17 protein-coding genes are annotated in these 15803 nt (G+C 60.8%); 8 read left to right on the top strand and 9 right to left on the bottom strand.

The window, feature by feature from the left end; translation table 11 throughout:
- Positions 1-8: 8 nt before the first annotated feature.
- Entirely contained in the window at positions 9-395 is a 387-nt protein-coding gene (locus tag ACYQ14_RS07400; RefSeq protein ID WP_459886566.1) for a helix-turn-helix domain-containing protein, read from the bottom strand.
- Between the two features lie 95 nt (positions 396-490).
- Here ACYQ14_RS07400 and ACYQ14_RS07395 point away from each other — a divergent pair, with 95 nt between their 5' ends.
- A complete protein-coding gene (locus ACYQ14_RS07395; protein WP_459886563.1) occupies positions 491-1111 on the top strand; it encodes a DUF7509 family protein in 621 nt (206 codons plus the stop codon).
- Between the two features lie 37 nt (positions 1112-1148).
- Here ACYQ14_RS07395 and ACYQ14_RS07390 read toward each other — a convergent pair whose 3' ends face one another.
- Positions 1149-1592, bottom strand: a complete 444-nt coding sequence (locus tag ACYQ14_RS07390) for a GNAT family N-acetyltransferase (protein WP_459886560.1) — start codon at positions 1590-1592, stop codon at positions 1149-1151.
- 147 nt (positions 1593-1739) lie between these two features.
- On the opposite strand from ACYQ14_RS07390, the gene ACYQ14_RS07385 reads away from it, so the two are divergent.
- Both ACYQ14_RS07385 and ACYQ14_RS07380 read left to right on the top strand, forming a co-directional pair.
- Complete coding sequence (locus tag ACYQ14_RS07385; protein ID WP_459886557.1) at positions 1740-2405, top strand: hypothetical protein; 666 nt, start codon at positions 1740-1742, stop codon at positions 2403-2405.
- Positions 2357-3133, top strand: a complete 777-nt coding sequence (locus ACYQ14_RS07380) for a hypothetical protein (protein ID WP_459886554.1) — start codon at positions 2357-2359, stop codon at positions 3131-3133. The genes ACYQ14_RS07385 and ACYQ14_RS07380 overlap by 49 nt, the downstream gene beginning before the upstream one ends.
- 178 nt (positions 3134-3311) lie before the next feature.
- On the opposite strand, the gene icd is transcribed toward ACYQ14_RS07380, so the two are convergent.
- Together icd and ACYQ14_RS07370 are read right to left on the bottom strand one after the other, a co-directional pair.
- Positions 3312-4574, bottom strand: coding sequence for an isocitrate dehydrogenase (NADP(+)) (gene icd / locus ACYQ14_RS07375; protein WP_459886551.1), 1263 nt, complete (start codon positions 4572-4574; stop codon positions 3312-3314).
- Between the two features lie 103 nt (positions 4575-4677).
- Positions 4678-4950, bottom strand: a complete 273-nt coding sequence (locus ACYQ14_RS07370; protein ID WP_459886550.1) for a hypothetical protein — start codon at positions 4948-4950, stop codon at positions 4678-4680.
- A 168-nt stretch (positions 4951-5118) separates the two neighbouring features.
- On the opposite strand from ACYQ14_RS07370, the gene ACYQ14_RS07365 reads away from it, so the two are divergent.
- Positions 5119-6129, top strand: a complete 1011-nt coding sequence (locus tag ACYQ14_RS07365) for an isoaspartyl peptidase/L-asparaginase (RefSeq protein WP_459886547.1) — start codon at positions 5119-5121, stop codon at positions 6127-6129.
- A 331-nt stretch (positions 6130-6460) separates the two neighbouring features.
- Positions 6461-7357: a type II methionyl aminopeptidase gene (gene map, locus ACYQ14_RS07360; protein ID WP_459886544.1), complete on the top strand. Its 897-nt coding sequence runs from the start codon at positions 6461-6463 to the stop codon at positions 7355-7357.
- 132 nt (positions 7358-7489) lie between these two features.
- Here map and ACYQ14_RS07355 read toward each other — a convergent pair whose 3' ends face one another.
- Positions 7490-7690: a DUF7835 family putative zinc beta-ribbon protein gene (locus ACYQ14_RS07355; RefSeq protein ID WP_283834792.1), complete on the bottom strand. Its 201-nt coding sequence runs from the start codon at positions 7688-7690 to the stop codon at positions 7490-7492.
- Positions 7691-8026: 336 nt separating this feature from the next.
- Here ACYQ14_RS07355 and ACYQ14_RS07350 point away from each other — a divergent pair, with 336 nt between their 5' ends.
- Positions 8027-8566: an HIT family protein gene (locus tag ACYQ14_RS07350; RefSeq protein WP_459886541.1), complete on the top strand. Its 540-nt coding sequence runs from the start codon at positions 8027-8029 to the stop codon at positions 8564-8566.
- Between the two features lie 30 nt (positions 8567-8596).
- Here ACYQ14_RS07350 and ACYQ14_RS07345 read toward each other — a convergent pair whose 3' ends face one another.
- The 3 genes from ACYQ14_RS07345 to ACYQ14_RS07335 all read right to left on the bottom strand — a co-directional run bounded on the left by ACYQ14_RS07345 (position 8597) and on the right by ACYQ14_RS07335 (position 11329).
- Positions 8597-8833, bottom strand: a complete 237-nt coding sequence (locus ACYQ14_RS07345) for a glutathione S-transferase N-terminal domain-containing protein (RefSeq protein ID WP_459886538.1) — start codon at positions 8831-8833, stop codon at positions 8597-8599.
- 132 nt (positions 8834-8965) lie between these two features.
- Positions 8966-10219 (bottom strand): tRNA (N(6)-L-threonylcarbamoyladenosine(37)-C(2))-methylthiotransferase, encoded by a 1254-nt coding sequence (locus ACYQ14_RS07340; protein ID WP_459886535.1) that lies wholly within the window; start codon positions 10217-10219, stop codon positions 8966-8968.
- Positions 10220-10297: 78 nt separating this feature from the next.
- Positions 10298-11329, bottom strand: a complete 1032-nt coding sequence (locus ACYQ14_RS07335; RefSeq protein WP_459886532.1) for an AI-2E family transporter — start codon at positions 11327-11329, stop codon at positions 10298-10300.
- A gap of 191 nt (positions 11330-11520) precedes the next feature.
- On the opposite strand from ACYQ14_RS07335, the gene ACYQ14_RS07330 reads away from it, so the two are divergent.
- Positions 11521-12252, top strand: coding sequence for a DUF547 domain-containing protein (locus tag ACYQ14_RS07330; RefSeq protein ID WP_459886530.1), 732 nt, complete (start codon positions 11521-11523; stop codon positions 12250-12252).
- A 105-nt stretch (positions 12253-12357) separates the two neighbouring features.
- Here the strand turns inward: ACYQ14_RS07330 and ACYQ14_RS07325 are convergent, their stop codons facing one another.
- Entirely contained in the window at positions 12358-13419 is a 1062-nt protein-coding gene (locus ACYQ14_RS07325; RefSeq protein ID WP_459890012.1) for a TrmB family transcriptional regulator, read from the bottom strand.
- A 218-nt stretch (positions 13420-13637) separates the two neighbouring features.
- Between ACYQ14_RS07325 and ACYQ14_RS07320 the strand changes: the two genes are divergently transcribed.
- Positions 13638-15794, top strand: a complete 2157-nt coding sequence (locus ACYQ14_RS07320; protein ID WP_459886527.1) for a DUF7997 domain-containing protein — start codon at positions 13638-13640, stop codon at positions 15792-15794.
- Positions 15795-15803: the final 9 nt, after the last annotated feature.

The following is a 15803-nucleotide window of genomic DNA, read 5'->3' as shown; positions in this document are numbered from 1 at the left end:
GTCGACGGTCACTCGCCGTACGCCTCGAGTGCGTCCCACTCTCGAGCCATGAGTTCGCGGACGCCGTCGGTGAGAATCCCTTCGCCAAGTGAGGTCGCTCGATAATAGGAGTACAATCCGTCCTTGTCGGGCGATTTTCGCTTTCGATTTTCGATCAATCCGACTTCGACGAGTTCTTCGAGATGGTAGTGTAATGCGTTCGACCGGACCTCGAGCCTGTCACGAAGTTCGCTGGCGCTTTGGGACCCGCCCTCGACGAGCGTATCGACGATCCGAAACCTCGTTTCGTTCCCGATCGACCGTTGCATCGCGAGGTACTCCTCGAGTGAGAGGACGCTATTTTCGGGCAGTAACCCCTCGCGTTCTCGCCCCGCCACCCGTTCGGACTCTGCCATATGAATCTCTTGTACGTACGATCGCTTAAGTATTCGCTGACTCAGTAACCACTGAAATCATCTATGTTTATATGGTATCGCGCAGCAGCACCGATATGCGCGACCGTCTGATCGCCGAACTCGGCGACCTGCAGCGACCTCGATTTCTCGTCTATTTGATGGGGCCCTACGAAGCGTTCGATGTCGAACGGGCTCTCGAGCACGCCGAACCCGAATCGATCCCGGAAACGGTCGACTTCGGGGCGCTCGTCGATTCGAACCACGTTCTCGAGCACGACGAAGCCGCGCTCGATCTGTTGCTTGAGGTCCGCGACCGGCTCCGAACGAACGCCGGCGTCAACGCCTTTCTCGCTATCGATGTCGACGTTCCACTCGAAGAGATGGACGCGGCGACTCAGAGCATCGAATTCGCCCGTGCGAGCAATGCCATCGTCTACGTCGTCCCTGCGATCGGCGACAACCTCGGCGTCGGCATCGAGACCGGAGCCGTTCTCGAAGCGCTGTTCGACGACGAGACCGCCGATAACCGCCGAGAACGAGTGATGTTCGTCCACGAATCGAGCGTTCGGAGCGCGATGATCGCGGCCGTCCGGGATCGATGGGAGGCGCGCATCTACTCCTATGACGACCGAGCGGATCTGGCGCGACAGCTTCGGCTGTTCGTTCGCGATCTCATTCGCAAGGAACGAACCGGCGAGTTGCCGCGACTCGAGTAAGTAGCAGGGACTCTCGCTCTTTCGTGTACCCGCGGGATCACTCGAGGGACTTTTTCATCGCGACGTGGGGGATCCCCGCCTCTTCGAACTCCTCGCCGTATTGTTCGTAGCCGAGCCCGCGATAGAATCCGGCCGCTCGAGTCTGGGCGTGAAGCTTGAGCGTCTCCAGTCCGTCCGAACCAGCTTCCGTCTCGAGGGCGTCCATCAGTTCTCGGCCGATGCCGTTTTCGCGATGTGACTCGAGCACCGCCACGCGTTCGACCTTCCCGACGCCGTCTTCGGGCTCTCGAAGGCGTGCTGCCCCGATCGGGTGCTCCTCGCCGGCATCCGTTCGCTCGTACGCGACGAAGTGGACGGCGTCGTCCTCGTGCTCGTCGTACTCGACCTCCTCGTCGACGCCCTGTTCCTCGACGAACACCGTCTGTCGGACACTGAAGGCGTCCTCGAGTCGTTGCTCGTCGTCGACGCGAACTACAGCCATCGTGGGAGTGTACGGACTCGACGGTGAGAACGTTGTGGTTTCGACCAGTTCGGCAACTGGCTCGAGTGAAATGACCATCGCCCTCGGTGGTCGAGATAATAATTAGGCCGAAGATTTTATTATATATTAGTAAAAGATTATTTTGAAATGCTAGAAAACCCATCCGTTCGAGACGAATCGGGAACTGAGCGAGGAACTGGCCCGTGGATCGCCTTTACGCGGGTATTTATCGGATTATTGCTACTGTACGAGGTGATCGCTGGCGGCTGGTGGAAGCTCGGGACGCTCGCTTCGGGGACGAACGAGGACTGGGTTGGTGCGAACGCCGGCGGCGACATCACTCGCGTCGCGGAGCGAGCGATTGACGACGGGGTTTTCGGCTGGTATGCGACGCTGCTCGAGACTGCCGTGCTCCCGTACGCGGCCGAGTGGAGCTACGTTGCCACTGCCGCGCAACTGCTTACGGCCGTCGCACTGATCATCGGGTTATGGACCCGTCCGGCCGCCTTCTTCGGCGTTTTGTACTTCCTTCCCGTGTTCCACTTCGGTACGATCCGCACCTCGCCGCTGTTTACGATTCCGATCGCGTTCGTCTTCGTGGCTAGTGCGGGACGGCACTACGGCCTCGACGCGATTCTTGAAACTCGCTCGGATTCGATCGGTCGGGCGACCCGCGCGGTCAATCGACCCCTTCCGATCCCTCGTCAGTGGTACCCAAGATTGGCAGCCGGATTAGCGGTGATTTCGGCGTACTACCGATCTCGATGCCGACGGCCGAGACGTCGCGTATCCTCTCGATCAGTCTCGAGATGACCATCCTGTCGGCGCTCACCGCGGGTGGGCTGCTGGCCGTCTTCCGTGGCGTTCGTTCGGTGGCGGTCGCGGCCGATGTACTCAGGATCTTCGTCGGGTACCGGTTCCTCCAGGAGATTTTCTTTCGGACCGATCTAGGCCTTCCCGGCTGGGCGTCGGCGGACGTGCAAGCGGAGGCGTTTGAAGCTATGGCCGCCGAACACGTCGCACCGATCGCCATGTTCATTGAAACGGTGATCCTCCCTGCAATGAGCGGCTGGGTCGTGGTCTTCGCCGTGGTTCAGACCGCGGTCGGCGTCGCATTGCTCGTGGGCTGGCGTACCCGTTTCACCGGGATCGTTGCAATTGGGTATCTGTCCACGTTGACCGTCCTCGGGTTCGTTCGGCTCGGTCCGTTACTGCTCGCGAGCCTCGTCGTTGCCACCGCTCTCGGGGGCCGAAACGCGAGCCTCGACGCCGTCTCCGGACGTGAACCGAGGTCGCTATCGATGCCAGCCCCTTCGATGAACCACTCTCTCGTGGCTCCCGCCGCTCTCGTTCTTTCAATCGTCGTTTTTACGGGGATCGCCGTCGGAATCGATCCGAGCGCCGACGCCACGCCGCTCGGCCTCGAGCTGTTAGTCATGGTTGGATTCGCGACGATTGCAGCCGCAGTCGGGCTCCTCGAGGCAACGGGACCGAACGCCGTCCGGAGCCGGCCGGAAGACGGTGACCCGGTCAGTTCGTAGCGTATCCGCCCATCGCGTGACCTGTTGGCTCGAGGGGGACGTCGGGGTCGGAGACTCGAAGAAAGAAAGAAAAAATAACGTTCGCGCGGTGAAGCCGCGAAAGCGGCTGAAAAACGCTCTACGAGAGCGTTTCGATGTCGTCAGAACGCTTTGCGTTCTGACTGTTCGAAAAACAGGCTTACGCCAGTTTTTCGATATTCGCAACGACTTCTTCGGCGTACTCGCTCGTCGAGAGCTTCTCGGCGTCCTCGAGCTGTCGCTCGAGGTCGTAGGTGACCTTGCCCGAGGAGATGGTCTCCTCGACGGCGTCTCGCACGAGATCTGCGGCGTCGTTCCAGCCCATGTACTCGAGCATCATGCGACCCGAAAGGATCATCGCGGTCGGGTTGACCTTGTCCTGGCCTTCATACTTGGGTGCGGAGCCGTGGACGGGCTCGGCGAGCAGGCGACCGTCGCCGAAGTTCGAACCGGGAGCGATGCCGAGGCCGCCGATCTGTGCGCCGGCGGCGTCGGACATGTAGTCCCCGTTTAAGTTCATCGTCGCGATGACGTCGTAGTTGTCCGTTCGCGTGAGCAACTGCTGGAGCATATTGTCCGCGATGCGGTCGTTGACGACGAGCGTGTCGTCGTCGACCTCGCCGTCCTGTTCCTCCCAGAGGGTATCCTCGGTAATGACTTCCTCACCGTACTCCTCTTCGGCGACCTCGTAGCCCCAGTCGCGGAACTGGCCTTCGGTGAACTTCATGATGTTGCCCTTGTGGACCAGCGTGACCGAGTCTCGGTCGTGCTCTAAGGCGTAGTCAATGGCGCGGCGGACGAGTCGCTTCGTTCCGAACTCGGTGATCGGCTTGATGCCGATACCGACGTCGCCGTCGTGGATGACGTCGTCTTCGCCCATCTCGTTTTCGACGAACTCCTTGACCTGCTGAACTTCGTCGGTGCCTGCCTCCCACTCGATGCCGGCGTAGACGTCTTCCGTGTTCTCTCGGAAGGTGACCATGTCCATCTCGCCGGGGTTCTTGACGGGCGACGGCACGCCGTCAAGGTGGTAGGTCGGTCGAACGTTCGCGTAGAGATCGAGCAGTTTGCGTAGACCGACGTTCAGCGAGCGGAAGCCGGCGCCGACCGGTGTCGTGAGCGGGCCCTTGATCGCGACGCGGTGTTCTTTGATGGCTTCGACGGTCTCGTCCGGGAGATTCTCGTCGTACATCTCGCGGGCGGACTCGCCTGCGTAGATGCGCATCCAGTTGATTTCGCGACCGGTCGCATCCGCGGCGGCGTCGAGCACCTTCTGTGCGGCGGGACCGACGTCGCTGCCCACACCGTCACCGTAGATAATCGGGATAATCGGATTGTCGGGGATCTCGAGTTCGTCCTCGGAACCGTCCTTCAGCGTGATCTTTTCCCCCTGTTCAGGGACTTCGATCTTGTCGTAGCTCATTTCGTCTGTACGGTTCTTCGATAGGGGTAAAAGGTCTACCATTTCCCTCGAGAACTCTTTTAAGTCAGGGAAGGTGGTCGGACAAAAAATGGAAACGCCCCACTCATGCCGGTACCGACTCGTCCCATCGACGGATCACGAGGGCCACTCCAATCGCGATCAGTATCGAACCGAACCCAACGATTACGATCCACACCGGACTCGTCAGTAACGATTCCTCGAGTGCGACCCAGAACACGGAAAGCACCGCAACACCCATAATAATCGATGCGCTTCCACCGTCGGTTGGGCGCGTCGACGTTCCGCTCACCACTCGTCCGATTACGATCACCCCGAGGATCAGACAGAAGCCGACCAGAAAGACGAGTGGCGTCATCGTCGTCCGGATACACGGTGGACCGTGGTAAGTGTGCGGGAATCGGGACGATGGCCGACGGCTGAGCGATTGGATACCGACCGCCGCTACTCGAACCGACGGGCGACAGTGTGACACTGAAGGATCGAAACCGAGAGAGTTAATCCGCGCGGATCAGCAGATCGGAGCGTGCAAATCGTCGTTCACGGCGGGGCCGGGAGCGATCCCGAAAACCCGACCGAGAGACAGGAGGTTCTCGAGGATGCCGCCGATGCGGGCGCAGCCGAAGCCGAAGTTGTCGACGCCGTCCAGACCGCCGTCGGCGTTCTCGAGTCCTCACCGCGCTTCAACGCGGGCGTCGGGAGTGCCGTCCAGAGTGACGGCAAGATCCGAACGGACGCGGGAATCATGACCGACAACCGTTCGGTCGGTGCCGTCTGTTCGATGGAGAGAGTCAAGCGTGCGACTCGCGTTGCTCGGATAGTCATGGAAGAGACGCCACACACGTTCGTTTCGGGCGATCACGCCGTCGAACTCGCGGAGTCGTTCGATGTCGAGGTCGACGCCGACCTCTGGACCGATCGAACGCGCGAAAAGTGGGACGACCTCGAGGTCCCGGTCGGCGGCGCGCGGACCCAACTCGAGTGGATCGACGAACGGTTCGGTGAGACGGATCCCGGCGGACGAGATGGGTCGGACATCGACCGCGAGACAGGGGCTCCGTCTAACGAATACGAGTCCGATGTCCACCACCCCGGCGAAGATGGTGACCGCTACGGGGACCAGCGCGCCCGCGGTGACGAACACGACCACGATACCGTCGGTGCAGTTGCGTTCGACGGCGACTCCCTCGCGGCCGCGACGTCGACGGGCGGACGCTGGTTGGCCCTCGCCGGCCGCGTCGGCGACGTTCCGCAGGTTGGCGCCGGCTTTTACTGTTCGCCGGCGGCGGCGGTGAGCGCGACCGGAGCCGGAGAGGATATCGCCCGCACGACGCTCTCACGACGCGTAGCTGGACACGTCGAGCGCGGTCTCGAGGCGGGCGCGGCCGCCGAACTCGCCATCGAGGAGTTCGCGGAACTGACCGGGTCGACCGCCGGCGTTATCGTCGTTGACGCGCGCGGCCACCTCGGGTCGGCGTACAACAGCAATGCGATGCAAATGGCAACGGAACGGCGAGATCATCGACGATCGTCGTAGCACATATTTATTATCGTCGATGAAAATTACTCGATAATGCTCCGCCCCCCACAGCATGCAGCACAACGATGTCCGCTTTGTCGAGCGACGCTGTCGAACGTTCAGGGTGTCGCCGCCTGTCCCGATTGCGAGTGGACCGGAGACACCGACTCGCCTCCCGTGTCCTCCTCGTAACTGTCCTCCCGGCGACCCACACTCTTCGCGAGCGGGCTGGAGAGTGTCGTCTACCAATGTTCTGTGTCTATCCGCCGCGTTAGCGTCGGGTTCGACCGATAGGATCGCGGACTCGGCAGGCGGAACCTCTTTTTGCTGACCGATACAACCCGGGTACATGAGCGAAACGGAAGTCGATCTCGAGGCGGAGATGTACGAAAAGCACCGCGAAGCCGGCGAAATCCTTTCGCAGGTCCGCGAGGAAACCGCAGATCGCGTCGAGGTCGGTGCGAGTCACCTCGAGATCGCCGAATACGCCGAAGACAGGATACGAGAGTTGGGCGGAAAACCGGCGTTCCCGGTGAATATCTCGATCGACGAGGAGGCGGCACACGCGACACCGAGTATCGACGACGAGTCGACCTTCGGCGAGGAGATGATCAACCTCGATATCGGCGTTCACATCGACGGCTGGCTGGCGGACACCGCTATCACCGTCGATCTCTCAGGCAACCCGGAACTCGCTGAGGCACCCGAACAGGCGCTTCAGGCCGCGATCGACGTGATCGAACCGGGCGTGGAGACGGGCGATATCGGCGCCGAAATCGAGGACGTGATCGACGGCTACGGCTACAATCCCGTCGTCAACCTCACCGGCCATGGACTGGGTCACTGGGAGCAACACACGAGTCCGAATATCCCCAACCGCGCCGTTTCACAGGGAACGACGCTCGAAACCGGCGACGTCGTCGCTATCGAACCGTTCGCGACGGACGGCGGCGGAAAGGTGACAGAGGGGTCGAGCGAGGAAATCTTCTCGCTCGAGCGGGAGGGGTCGGTTCGGAACCGGCAGGCTCGAGAGGCGCTCGAGCAGATCACCGGTGACTTTCGAACCCTCCCGTTCGCGACGCGGTGGCTCGAGACGGGTCGTCCCGAGGTTGCACTGCGGCGACTCAAACGCAACAACATCGTCCACGGCTATCCCGTCCTCAAGGAGGACGAGGGGTGTCTCGTGAGCCAGAAAGAGCATACAATCATCGTCACGGAAGACGGTTGTGAGGTAACGACGAAGTAGCGTCGGCTCAGGGAATCGTATAGACATTCTCTATCACACCTGAAACCAAAAAACAACGGACGGTGGTCCCACCGATCACCGTCCAATCTACGCAACTGTTTTGGTATCGTGTACCGTCGCTTCCGGGCCGTTTCAGGCGTTGTTCATTCGCTGGCTCGTGCGGTTCCCACAGCGCTGGCACTCGGCCACGCGGTAGGGCTCACGAGAGAACTGTGCGTTTTCCTGTTTCAGGCTCTCGGTTCGGATCTGCACGTTCACTTCGTGGACAGTTTCGAGTTCGCAATCGTCGCAGTGTTCGGTCATCCCGTTGAATGAGTTGTCTGTTGTTGCCATTGAAACTGGTTTAAGATTAGGGGCATCATAAACCCGTGTCCCATTACGGATATTGAGTCGTAATAATCGCAAGACGTGAGCGGGGTGGGGCAAATCACTCGCTGAGATCGCTCGAGATTGTTTAGAACCGGATTTAATGACTTATTAATCTACTTTCCCACGAACATGACAATCGGTTAAGTTTGTATTATCGATTCTTTGCCACTCAGATGCGTGTTTAGCGGTAGCAACCTTCGTGTTCACACGGGTCGGCGTCAATAACTACGATCGCAACGATCGAGGATTCGCCACGGCCACTGATGAAATGCTTTAGGTTCGGCTCGAGTGGTCACCCGTATGGACCAGGTGTTCGCACCGTGGCGAATCGAATGGATTAGACGTGAGGATAAAAACGCCGATATCGAGGACTGCGTGTTCTGTGAGTTCCCCGAACGCGATGACGACCGGGAGAACCTGCTCGTCGCACGGAGCGAGCACGCGTTCGTTCTCTTGAACAACTACCCGTACAGTCCGGGTCACGTGATGGTGATTCCGCGCGTACACACGGGCGAGTACGCGGATCTTACCGACGAACAGCTGCTGGATCACGCCCGACTCAAACAGCGGACGTTCGAGGCCGTTGAGACGGCGCTTCAACCCGACGGCTTCAATGCGGGTCTCAACCTCGGAGAGGGTGCCGGCGGCTCGATCGGCGACCACCTCCACACCCACATCGTCCCTCGCTGGAAGGGGGATACCAACTTCATGCCGGTTATTGGGGACACCTCAGTCATCGTCGAAGCGCTCGATGAAACCTACGAGAGCCTCCACGAAGCGTTCGCCGAGCAGGATGGAGCGACGGTTCCCGGAGACGCCCGGGCCGTCGTGTTCGATTGAATTCCGTCGATTTCTGGCCGGAATCCGGCCTTACGCGTAGGTCCGATCGAGATACTCGAGGATGTTTTCCGATTCGGCCATCGTGACACCGTACGCCTCGTCGACGAGGAGGGGTACCTGTCGCTGGCCGGAGACGCGTTTGACCTCGTTTCGCTCCGAGTGTAGTCCCTCCACCCAGATGCTCTCGTAGTCGAGGTCGAGCGTCTTGAGCTCTTCGTCGACGGTTTCACAGTACGGACAGCCCTCGAGTTGGTACAGCGTGATCATACCCCGGCTTCGTCTCGAAACCGCAAAAGAGTGGGTGTCGTCTGCAACCGACATCGAAAACTCCACCACCATTGTGGAATTTTACGTCAAAAATCTCCTCTTTCTCGAATCTGAAACTATGGGAATTAGGGGCTAGAGCGGCTCTCCGAACGCATAAACCGTGTTTTGGCCGATAATCTCGAGGTCGATGAAGTCGCCGATTTCGACCCCGTGATCGTCGGCGTTTTGGACGATGATCTGACGGTACGCGCCGTCCCGACACTTCACGGAGTCGGCGGTTCCCTCCTCGACGACGAGTACGTCCTCTCGCACTTCGCCGACCATCTCTTCGTAAGCTTCGCCCACGATATCGAGTTTGAGGTCGCTCATCGCTTTCGAGCGTTCCTTTTTTACCGTGCCACCGAGCCCTTTCATCTCGGCGGCGTCGGTTCCCGGCCGCTTCGAAAAGCGCGTGACGTTGAGCTTTTCGGGGCGGGTTTCCCGAAGCAAGGACATCGACTGTTCGTGGTCGTGGTCCGTCTCGGTCGGGAAGCCGACGATGAAATCCGTCGAAAGCGTCCAGTACTCGAGGGTCGAATCGAACGTCTCGACGACCTCGAGGTACTCTTTGACCTGATGTTGCCGGCGCATATCACCCAGCACGTCGTCCGAGCCCGATTGGACCGGCGCGTGCAGGAAGTTATAGAGTTCCTCGTTCTCGGCGAAGACGTTCGCGAGCTCCTCGCGAATGCCGTGGACGCCCTTCGGGTTGGCCATCCCCACGCGGACCCGAAAGTCGCCGTCGATGGCACAGATCCGCTCGAGGAGTTCGTGAAGCGTTCGTTCGCCCGTGTCCCAGCCGTAGACGCCCGTGTCCTGGCCGGTGATGCGGATCTCTTTTGCGCCGGCGTGGACGAGCGCGCGGGCTTTCTCGACGTTTTCCTCGATCGGTGGGGAATCGATCTTGCCGGTTGCCTGCTTGGTGATGCAGTACGAACAATCCGACATACAGCCTCGAGCGATGGGGAGAATGCCGATTACGCCCTGAAGGATTGGTTCGGCGTCCGGCGTCGTCGTCGGGCACTCGCCGTTCGTGACCGCCTCGGGGACCTCGTCCCAGTGGAGCACCTGGCCGTCGATCCCCGCACCGGCGAACTCCTCGCCCTGTGCGAGAGCCATACAGCCCGTGATGAACAGGTCTGCGGTCTCGTTGGCCAGTTCTTCGGCTCGACGAAGCATGTTCCGTTCGGTCTTTTCGACGACCGTACAGGTGTTGAGGATGGCGACGTCGGCCCGCTCTGGACCCTCGACTTGATGGTGGCCCGCGTCGCGGAGCCGCCGCTCTATCTCGCGGCTCTCTCCGCGGTTCGACGTACAGCCGTACGTCTCGATGTGATACCGGGCCATTCGTATACTGGTAGTCTGGGCTCGTCGGCCAAAAGCGCGACGGATTCGGCGTTTCCGCGAGCGTCTCGGTACCCCTTCTCACTCGGGCTTGCCCGACCGTCCGCCCGTCTCGTCGAGTCGCTCGTAGTTTTCGTCGACCACCTGAACCGTCGCGATAAACGCCCCCAGCACGACGGGGCCGAAGAAGAGTCCCATGAACCCGAACGCGTAGACGCCGCCGAGGACCCCGACGATGATCACGGCGGGGTTGATATCCGCGTAGCGGTCGACAACAATGGGGCGAAGATAGTCGTCCGAGACGCCGACGATGATCGCACTGTAGACGAACAATCCGAGGGCGAACAGCGGCTCTCCGGTTAACACCAAGTATCCGACTGCTGGCCCCCAGACCAGAAACGTTCCGACGAGCGGAATGAGAGCGAGGACGATCATCAGCGCCGTCCAGAACGCGGCGTTCGGGATGCCGGTCACGAAAAAGCCGAGCCCCGCAATGAGCCCCTGCGCCATGGCGATCAGGACGTGGCCGAGGAGGACGGCTCGCATGACTTCGTCGAGTTCCGTGTAAAGGTCGTTCTGTACGTCCTCTGGAAGCGGGGTCATCTCACGGACCCAGCCGTAGAGCGTGTCGCCGTCTTTGAGCAGGTAGTAAATGAGAAACAGCGCGAGCCCGAATCCGACCAAAGCGTGAGTAATCGTGCTGAGCCAGGCTGTCGATTGCTCGAGCACCGTCGTTCCCAGTTGCTCGCCGAGATCGGCAGCCGAGGAGGCGATATCGACTTCGAGGCCGAACTCGCTTTCGAGATACTCCTCTATTTCTGTTAGCTGGAGTTCTTCAGGATCGAGATTCTGCGCCATTCTGGCAGCGTCATCCGCGATGGCGAGTACGACGAGGATGAACGGAAGGATGAGCGCCACGATTGCGAGGATGACCAACGAGAACGCGCCGATGGTCGAGGACATCCGTTTTTCGAGGCGATGCTGGAGCGGCGAGAGAATGTATGCGATTAGCACCGCGGTTAGCACGTACTGGGCGAATGGAAGCACCAGTAGCAGTGATAGATAGCCAAAGGCGGCCAATAGGGCGAGGAGGTATCCTTTCCTGCGGTTCACACTCGTGTCCGTCAACGGATACTCGGATAAAACCGGCAGGAAGCTATTCGAATTCACGAACATTCAATCTGACATGATTCCCCAGTTGGCAACCCACTAATCACTTGCCGACAGAAACTTGTTCACAGGCGTGATAGTCGTCCGCACCCGCCACAGTCTTTCAAGAATCTGGTGCGCTTAGAGGTACTCGAATGTCGACCCAGCTCGACCCCCTCTCTTTGTCAGCCGATCTATTGTACGAAATCAAGACTGTGGGTGACGTTGAAGGGTTGAAACGACATCTCGCTACGCTCGACCGATCTCATCTCCGTCGGTCGCTCCGTGGTCGAGAGCAGCGACTCGCGTTCTGGCTTAACTGTTACAACGCGTACCTCCATCTCCTGTGCGAGGACGACCCCTCGATCTTCGACGGAAGTTCCCTCGAGCGCTGGAAGTTCTATGCCCGTGATCGCATCCCGATAGCTGGCGTCTGGCTGAGCCTCGCGGACATCGAACACGGGATGCTTCGGGGATCGAAACACCCGTGGGGGTTGGGGTATCTTCCACGTCTATTTCCCTCGTCGTTCGAACGCGAGTTCCGCCTCGAATCGGTCGATCCGCGGATCCACTTTGCACTGGGTCGAATCGGGGAGACCGGTCCGCCGTCAACAGTGTTCTCGTCGGCGGATATCGACGAGGAACTCGACCTGACGACCGAGTGGTATCTCGAGGAGACGGTCGTCTACGACGCGGGATCGAACACCGCCACCGTCCCGTTTCTGTTCCTCTGGTACCGCGGCGATTTCGGCGGCGGAAGCGGCGTCCTCGAGTTCCTGCGGAAGTACGACGCCCTTCCGGAGACCGCAGTACCGCGGCTCGAGTACGAGAGCATGTACGGTGAGGACTGGTCGGTCGATATCGAACGGACTCGAGACCGAGAGTAATATCAAACGGACCCGAGATCGAAAGCGAGAGTGGCTGAAAACAGCACGGAGAGTGCGGACAACGGACGGAACCACGTCACCGGCGGTCGATTCCCCTCGGCTGGATCACTCCTCGAGGTATTCGAGTGCGACCGACTCAGCTTCGAAATCCTCGAGGAACGCGCCTCTCCCGCCGATTTTGTACCGCTCCCCGTCGACGTCGATCTCGAAGGAGTTCTCGACGGGGAACGTCGAGGTGACGGGACGGACGAGACTCTGCTGGACGGAGAGTACGGGACCCGAAAGCGTCGAGGGGAGGTCCCGTTCGCCGACAGGTGAACCCGTGACCGTGGCCTCGAGCGAAGTGTTGGCGGCCTCGTGGAGCGCGACCTGAAACACCGCGTTTCGAAACCCGTCGTAGGTTTCGGGGAGCGTGGCCGGCGTTGTGACGTATCGTTCGTCGGCGGTCGGCCAGTAGTTCGCCAGAAACGAGCCGACGAAGACGGGAACCAACTGCTCCTGGCTAAGCGCGATCGCTTTGGTCTCGCTGGTCGTACTCGTCAGCAACTGACTGGGTGCGAGTAGCCCGTGGCGCTGGTCGGTCGTCATCATCGTCGGGACCAGTGCGTCCCAGGTTCGAACCGTACTCGCCGTCCCGGTAAACGTCGCGATATCCGGGTCGTTCTCGTCGGTCGCACTGAGCAAAAGCAAGACGAGAACGCCGCGATCGACCGTTTCCTCGAGCGTCGATCTGATCTGGGGGAGTACCTCGGTTGGCAGAGAGAGGGTGACCTCCGTTTCTGCGTTCCGTAGCAACGTCTCGATCCGCTTGAGAACCGTCTGGCGTGACTTGATCACCTCGAACTGCTCGCCGGTGCGTTCGGTTGCGGTGTAACGCGATCGGATCCCCGGCTCGATCGCTTCGACGCTTTCAGTTAAGCGATCGACGACTTCTTCGGGCGGAACCGGTCTGATAACGGTCGGCACGGCGTGATCGTCGACCTCGACGAACCCCCGTTTCTCGAGCGCTTCGCTGATGCTGTAGACGTATCGCTTGGAGACGTCGGCGGCGTCCGAAATCGTGCTCGCTTTCGACTCTCCGTGTTCGAGAATCGCGAGGTACGTGTCGATCTCCTTCTCGGAGAGCCCGAATCGCTCGAGCAGGTCGGTGAGCCCGTCTTGATCCATGTATATGCAGTACGTCACAGATTGGGTCGCCACCTGAAAAAGATTCGCTGTCGCTCGGTGACGATGGCGAGGCCGGTCCGTTGGTATTCAATCTGCTGTTGGTGCGGTTTTACGATCGATGGAACGAACGGGCGAGAACGTCGGACGAACTGCTGTCGAAAAGTGAGAATAAATATTACAACAAACTTTAATCCTCGCGGACGTACTGGTGAGATACGATGACACTACATTCCGCCCTGAACGACTTCAAGCGCGTTCGGGGAAGCGATCGCCGCTTCGCTGGCGAGCGTCGGTCGACGGAGGGGCTGTTTTCCGGTCTCGACGATCGACTCGTTTTCGTGTCGCCCGAGGGCGCTATTAGCGACTACTCGTATCCACTTTCGGGACTGGTCGGAATCGACCGATCGCGGTTCGGTATCGACGTGGGCGAGAGCGTCCACTGGTTCGATGGCGGAACCCAGCGCTACGTCGACGGAACTGCCGTCGTCGAAACCACTCACCACGTCGGCGAGTACGCGATTTCACAGTACGATCTGACGCTCGGTCGACTCCATCTCACACATTTCGTCCTCGAGACCGAATTCGAGGAGGCGGACCGCAAACGCGATGCGCCGTCGGAAGGGACGGCGAAGACGGAAGTTGACACCGACGTTGACGCCGCAGATATCACGCTTCAGGCCTGTCTCGGCTTCGCACCCGACGGTCAAGCCGGTCGGGTCGGTCAGCTCTGGCACGACGACGCCGTCGAGGTCCACCACGACAGCGAACGGGATGTTCTCACCGCGTCGACGGGGCTCGAGGTGACCGGACAGGTCCCGGAAACGTTCGACGAACTCCTCGAGTCCGAGCCGACGAGGCTCCCGCGCGCGTCCGACGACGGTCGTTACGAGGACGGTCGGCTCAGTCCGATCGCCATGGCGGAGATCGAATTCGAGGGGTCGACCCCGCGGGCGACGGTTGCCACGCTTCTCACCGACGCCGACGAGCGGACCCGATGCGAGGCCCTCGAGTGCGTCCGTGCCGGTGCGGCCGATTACACGACTCGCGAGTCGCTATTCGAGGCGGGTCGAACGCAGGTACGGCGTCTCGGTTTGGGTCGGGACTCTCTCACGAATGCAGACGTGGCGGGCACGTTCGAGGACCTTCGGGCCCTCCAGCTGTTGCGGGCCCCGAGTGGCTCTCGAATCGCTGGCCCCGAATTCGACCCGTACTATCAATACTCCGGCGGCTACGGCTACACGTGGTTCCGCGACGACGCCGAAATCTCGCGGTTCCTGCTCGCCGCGGACCGTCGCGCCGGCCTCGGGCTCGAGGACTGGCACGAGGAAAGCACACAGTTCTACATCGAGACCCAGCGCTCCGACGGCACCTGGCCACACCGGGTGTGGCCCCACAGTGGTCGTCTCGCGCCCGGCTGGGCGAACGGTCGGCTTGAGGACGACTCGGAACCGGCGGCGGAGTATCAGGCCGACCAGACCGCGAGTGTCGCGACGTACCTCGCGACCTATCTCCGCGTCGTCGATCCATCGGACGAGCGCGTCCGCGACTCGCTGCTCGCCGCGATGGATGGCCTCGACGCCTCGCTTGAGGACGATGGCCTGCCGACCCGCGTCCAGAACGCCTGGGAGAACATGACGGGGCGGTTCACCCACACTGCGGCGACGTTTCTCGAGGCCTACGCGGCTATCGCTCGCGCGCCGCTCGAGGAGAGCGTTCGCGAGACCGCCGCCGAACGCTCTCGGGGGGTTTACGGTGCTCTCGAGGACTTGTGGGTCCCGGAACGCGGAATCTACGCCCTTCGACTCGACGGTGAAACCGTCGACGATCGGCTGGACGGTAGCACGTTTGCGCTCGCGTCGGCGCACAACGAGTACGACCGGCTCGAGCGGGACGGCGACGTCGACGGCGGATCTGGTCGCGCGGGTGTCGACAACGAACGACTCGATCGGCTGTTTTCTCACTTCGAAACGACGATCGAGGGACTCTGGCGAAATCCCGACGGACCGGTCGAGGGAATAGCGAGATTCGAGGACGATCCATGGCGGATTCGGGACCAGGACGAGCCGAAGATCTGGACTGTGACGACGGCGTGGGGTGCCCACGCCGGGGTGGAACTCGAGGAGCTTCTCGCGGCGAACGGCCACGACGCGGCCGGGGAGTTCGGCGAGCGAGCCGAAGAACTCCTCGCAGCGGTTGAACCGGGCGGTTCGCTCCGATTCGACGGTGGGTACCTCCCCGAACAGGTGTTCGACGACGGAACTCCCGACTGTGCGACGCCGCTGGGGTGGCCTCACGCGTTAGGTCTCGCGACGAGAACCGCGCTCGAGGATCTCGAGGGATCGACCGTCGGAACGAAGGCGTCGCTGCGGGAGTAAGGGAGATTC

Source organism: Halostagnicola bangensis (assembly GCF_054653435.1).
This window is presented reverse-complemented; position numbering and strand designations above follow the sequence as displayed.